General features: G+C 69.7%; 6 protein-coding genes and 2 pseudogenes. 7 read left to right on the top strand and 1 reads right to left on the bottom strand.

All coding sequences use genetic code 11. The features are described 5' to 3' along the window. The 7 genes and pseudogenes from AC1D15_RS19420 to AC1D15_RS19390 all read left to right on the top strand — a co-directional run. Positions 1-674 (top strand): annotated as a pseudogene (locus AC1D15_RS19420) (aminotransferase class III-fold pyridoxal phosphate-dependent enzyme); the annotation flags it as partial. Positions 675-714: 40 nt separating this feature from the next. Then, positions 715-1,749, top strand: coding sequence for a M14 family zinc carboxypeptidase (locus AC1D15_RS19415; protein WP_477827266.1), 1,035 nt, complete (start codon positions 715-717; stop codon positions 1,747-1,749). 88 nt (positions 1,750-1,837) lie between these two features. Then, entirely contained in the window at positions 1,838-2,047 is a 210-nt protein-coding gene (locus AC1D15_RS19410) for a hypothetical protein (protein WP_047505622.1), read from the top strand. Positions 2,048-2,133: 86 nt separating this feature from the next. Further along, positions 2,134-2,487, top strand: coding sequence for a hypothetical protein (locus AC1D15_RS19405; protein ID WP_465114652.1), 354 nt, complete (start codon positions 2,134-2,136; stop codon positions 2,485-2,487). A gap of 206 nt (positions 2,488-2,693) precedes the next feature. Continuing rightward, complete coding sequence (locus AC1D15_RS19400; protein WP_477827265.1) at positions 2,694-3,329, top strand: hypothetical protein; 636 nt, start codon at positions 2,694-2,696, stop codon at positions 3,327-3,329. Positions 3,330-3,421: 92 nt separating this feature from the next. Then, positions 3,422-3,910, top strand: a complete 489-nt coding sequence (locus AC1D15_RS19395) for a hypothetical protein (RefSeq protein ID WP_477827267.1) — start codon at positions 3,422-3,424, stop codon at positions 3,908-3,910. Next, positions 3,907-4,275: an ArsC family reductase gene (locus AC1D15_RS19390; RefSeq protein ID WP_477827264.1), complete on the top strand. Its 369-nt coding sequence runs from the start codon at positions 3,907-3,909 to the stop codon at positions 4,273-4,275. Before AC1D15_RS19395 ends, AC1D15_RS19390 begins: the two co-directional genes overlap by 4 nt. Positions 4,276-4,289: 14 nt before the next feature. Here AC1D15_RS19390 and acnA read toward each other — a convergent pair. Next, a pseudogene (acnA, locus tag AC1D15_RS19385) lies at positions 4,290-5,121 on the bottom strand (aconitate hydratase); the annotation flags it as partial.

Genomic DNA, 5,121 nt, shown 5'->3' with positions numbered 1-5,121 from the left:
AGTGGGGGCAGCTGCACCGGGGCGGCGCCCACGAGATCATCACCTTCCGCGACGCCTTCCACGGCCGCACGCTGGCCACGATGTCGGCCTCCGGCAAGCCGGGCTGGGACCGCATGTTCGCGCCGCAGGTGGCCGGGTTCCCGAAGGCGGTGCTCAACGACCTCGCGTCGGTGCAGGCCCTGGTCGGCCCGGACACCGTGGCCGTCATGCTCGAGCCGGTGCAGGGCGAAAGCGGCGTGCACGCGGCCACGCCCGAGTTCCTGCAAGGCCTGCGCGCGCTGTGCGACCGGCACGGGCTGCTGCTGGTGTTCGACGAAGTCCAGACCGGCATCGGCCGCCTGGGCAGGCTGTTCGGCTACCAGCACTTCGGTGTCGTGCCGGACATCGCGACGCTGGCCAAGGGCCTGGGCGGCGGCGTGCCGATCGGTGCGCTGCTGGCCCGGCAGCGGGCCTGCGTGTTCGCGCACGGCGACCAGGGCGGCACCTTCAACGGCAACCCGCTGATGTGCGCGGTCGGCCTGTCGGTGCTGCACGAGGTGCTGGCCGACGGCTTCCTGGCGCGGGTGCGTGCCACCGGCGACCACCTGGTCGATCGGCTGCAGGCGCTGTCCGACCGCTTCGGCCTGCAAGGGGTGCGCGGCATCGGCTTGCTGCGCGCGCTGGACCTCGGCCGGCCGCTGCTATCCTCGGCCGGCACCGCGAGCCCGCCATCCCTTGCAGACCCCGACCGAACTGATCGAATTGCAGCGCCTCATCGACGAGGGCGGCACGCACCTGGGCGCGCGGGTGCTGTGCGAGGTCGACGCCGCAGCCACGGCAGGCGGGCAGCGCCTGCCGGTGATCGCCGTGACGCTCGGCAACCCGGCGCCCGACATCCCGGCGGTCGGCTTCTTCGGCGGCGTGCACGGGCTGGAGCGCATCGGCTCGGCCGTCGTGATGGCGCACCTGCGCAGCCTGGTGATGCGGCTGCGCTGGGACGAGTCGCTGCACCGCCAGCTCGATGGCGTGCGCATGGTGTTCATGCCGGTCGTCAATCCCGGYGGCATCGCACGCGGTACGCGGGCCAACCCGCAGGGCGTCGACCTGATGCGCAACGCGCCGGTCGAGGCGCAGGACCGCGTGCCCTTCCTGCTCGGCGGGCAGCGCCTGAGCGCGTCGCTGCCGTGGTACCGCGGCCCGGCGGGGGCGCCGATGCAGCCCGAGAGCGCGGCGCTGTGCCGCGTGGTCGAAGACGAACTGCTCACGCGGCCGTTCAGCCTGGCGGTCGACTGCCACTCGGGCTTCGGGCTGCGCGACCGGCTGTGGTTCCCGTATGCGCACACGCGAGCGCCGATGGCCCACCTGGCCGAGATGGACGCGCTGCACGGCATCTTCCAGCAATCGCATCCGAACAACCGCTACGTGTTCGAGCCGCAGAGCCGCCAGTACCTCGCGCACGGCGACCTGTGGGATCACCTCTACCAGCGCGCGTCGGCGCTGCCGCAGCGCCTGCTGCTGCCGCTGACGCTGGAGATGGGCTCGTGGCTGTGGGTCAAGAAGAATCCCCGCCAGCTGTTCTCGCGCCACGGCATCTTCAACCCGCTGATCGCGCACCGCCAGCAGCGTGTGCTGCGCCAGCACATGGCGCTGCTCGATTTCCTCGCACGCGCCGCGGCGAGCTGGCGGCGCTGGCTGCCGTCGCCGGACGCGCGCGAGCGCCACGGGCAGTTGGCGCTGCAACGCTGGTACGGCGCCGCGGCTCCTCCTTGAGGCGGATATCAACCCCCTCGAATGCGCGATGCCGCAACAAAGTGTGCATCCGTAAAGTGGACCCATTCCGCCAACGATGGGGCCCCGCATGCACACCAGCTACCTTCCTGCCTTCGACCAGGCGATGCAGTTCCTGTACGAGAAGCACGGCAATGCGATCAGCGAGGACCTCGTGCAGGCCTACTGCGTGCAGGGCCTGCTCAGCGAAGAAGACGGCGTGTTGAAGCTCACCGACCGCGGGCGTGCGATTTTGCGCAAGGCGCCTGTTGCACGGCAGCTACGTCCGTTACAGCTCTGAAATATCGAGCTCTCTTCCTACACGCAAACCGACAGCGCGCGAATACGCTGAAAACCATGTCGGACCTGCACCAAACCCTTCGCACCATGGGCCTGCCCCAGCTGCTGCTGGCGTTGATCTTCCTGTGCAGCTACGGCGTGGCGCTGGGCGGCATGCTCGGCGCCACCGGGCGCTGGCGGGCGGGTGGCGTGGCCGCACTGTCTGCCTTCGCGTTCGGCTTCCTCACCGATCCGTGGGAGCACGCGGTGATGATGGTGGCGTTCGCGGTGATCGGCTTCGGTGCCTTCCTCGCGCTCTCGTGGCTGCTGGCCTGGCTGCCCGAATGGGTCAGCCGCAGTGCACCGGTGCCGGTCGAGCCGCCGGTGGTGGTGCGCGACGCCGACCTGCCGGCCCGCGCGCCGGTGACGGCCGCGCCCGGTCGTCCGCGGCTCGGTCTCTGATCCACGTCTCTGATCCAGAATAGCCGGCATCGGCGGGCTGGCCGCGGCGCCTAGGGCAGGTCGGGATTTCGTCCTACACCGTGCCTCGACCCCCGGTCTTAGCATGACTTCGGGGTTGGGCCGCTGGTAATGCTCCTCCGAATTCGGCGGTCCCTTGGCGGTCAGTGCAGCGCACTGACCGCCTCTTCTCTTTCTGGAGCGACACGATGGTCACGATCCGATGGATGGGCGGGCTGTGCGGCCCGTTGGTGCTGCTGGTGGCTGCGGGTTGTGCATCGACCACGCGCCTCGATTCGCAGTGGAGTGACCCGGCCGTGGCGCCGACCTCGCTGCAAGGCGCGAAGGTGCTGGTGGTGTGCGATGCCGACGAGGCCCCGCTGCGCCAGATCTGCCAGGACCAGATGCGTTCCGAGGTCACCGCGCGCGGGGCGACGGCGGTCGCGTTCGACGACACCGATCGCGCGCTGGCCGGCAACACGGCCGCTGCGTCCAAGCCCACCAACGAGTACGTCGCGATCGCGCGCGAGCGCGGCGCCAGCGCGGTGCTGCGCACGCGCGCGATGCCTTCGCTGTCGCGCCCCGACAGCGGCGTGAGCCTCGGTTTCGGGCTCGGCACCTTCGGCTCCGGCGTCGGGCTGGGCGTCGGCATGTCGACACCGGTGGGCGGTGGCGGCAACGCGACGGTCGGCTATGCGGCCGAGACCAGCATCACCGACGTGCGCAGCGGCAAGCTGATGTGGACCGGCCGCGCGACCACTGCACCGTCGAAAGAGGTGAACAAGCAGATGGCCGAGTTGGCGACTGCATTGCTGGCGGGCGCGCAAAAGGCCGGCTGGTTCTGATGAAACGCTCCCCCCGAAGCGCCTTCGGCGCCTCCCCCCAGGGGGCGCCGCCAGCGGCCCGGCAAAGCCGGTTCCGCGGCGTCCGCTTGGCTGTGCTGCTCCATGCGGCGTCGCTGCTGCTTCTCGCCGGCTGCGCAGGCTACGGCCCCGGCGGCCTGATGCCCGGCGCGACCACCGGCGCGATCACCGAGCGCATGGGCCCGCCCACCGGCGAGTACCCGCTGCCCGGCGGCGGCAAGCGCCTCGAGTACGCGCGTGGCCCGTTCGGCAAGCACACCTACATGCTCGACGTCGATGCGCAGGGCCGGCTGGGTGGCTGGCAGCAGGTGCTGACCGAGGAGCGCTTCAACGCGGTGGCCATCGGCACGCCGGGCTCGCAGATCCTGTTCGAGTTCGGCCGTCCGGCGCAGCAGCAGCACATCGGCCGGCAGCACCTGACGGTGTGGTCGTACCGCTACTGGACGCCGTTCTGCCAGTGGTTCCAGGTCAGCGTCGGCGATGATGGCAAGGTGGTCGAGACCGGGTACGGGATCGATCCGATGTGCGACTACAACGATCACGACAACGACAGCCGACCATGAGCGCTTCCGCTTCGATCTCCCTGTATGGCATCCCCAACTGCGACACCGTCAAGAAGGCCCGCCAGTGGCTGGCCGGGCAGGGCGCCGAGGTGCAGTTCCACGACTTCAAGAAAGAGGGCGTGCCTGACGCGCTGATCGACGGCTGGCTGACGCAGGTCGGGTGGGAGGTGCTGCTGAACCGCAAGGGCAACACCTGGCGCGGGCTCGACGACGCGACCCAGGCCGGCGTGACCGATGCCGCGTCGGCGCGCGCCGTGATGCAGGCGCAGCCGAGCACGATCAAGCGCCCGGTGGTGCGCTGGCCCGACGGCCGGGTGACCGTCGGGTTCTCGGAAGAAGCGTTCGCGAAGGCTCTGAAGGCCTGACGCTCAACTGGCGATCAGGCGGCGAGCAGCTGCCTCAGCACGAACGGCAGGATGCCCCCGTGCTTGTAGTAGTCCACCTCGATCGGCGTGTCGATGCGCAGCGTCAGCTTCACGTCGTGCTGCGTGCCGTCCACCCGCTTGATCACCAGCGTCGCTTCCTGCTGCGGCTTCAGGTCGGCGCCCAGCAGCACGTCGAAGGTCTCATCGCCGGTAATGCCCAGCGACTGCCATGAATCCGTGCCGCGGAACTGCAGCGGAAGCACCCCCATGCCGACCAGGTTGGAACGGTGGATGCGCTCGTAGCTGCGCGCCACCACSGCCTTGATGCCCAGCAGTTGCGTGCCYTTGGCCGCCCAGTCGCGCGAYGARCCGGTGCCGTATTCCTCGCCGGCGAACACGATGGTCGGCGTGCCGGCCGCCATGTATTTCATCGCCGCATCGTAGATGAACATCTTCTCGTTGCCCGGCTGGAAGCGCGTCAGGCCGCCTTCCTCGCGGCTGCCGTCCTCCTGCGGCGGGATCATCAGGTTCTTGATCCGCACGTTGGCGAAGGTGCCGCGCACCATCACATCGTGGTTGCCGCGGCGCGAGCCGTAGCTGTTGAAGTCGGCCTTCAGCACGCCGTTGTCCTTCAGCCACTTGCCGGCCGGCGTGGCCTCCTTGATCGAGCCGGCCGGCGAGATGTGGTCGGTGGTGATCGAGTCGCCGAACAGCGCCATCGCACGCGCGCCCTTCACGCCCGCATCGGCCAGCGCCGGCGTCATGTGGAAGCCGTCGAAGAACGGCGGCTTCGCGATGTAGGTGCTGTTCGGCCAGGTGTAGACCTCGCCCTTCACGCCCTTGATC

This window comes from Rhizobacter sp. P2_H2, assembly GCF_056403375.1.
Note: the sequence above shows the minus strand (reverse complement) of the source record. Positions and strands in the feature narration are given on the sequence as shown.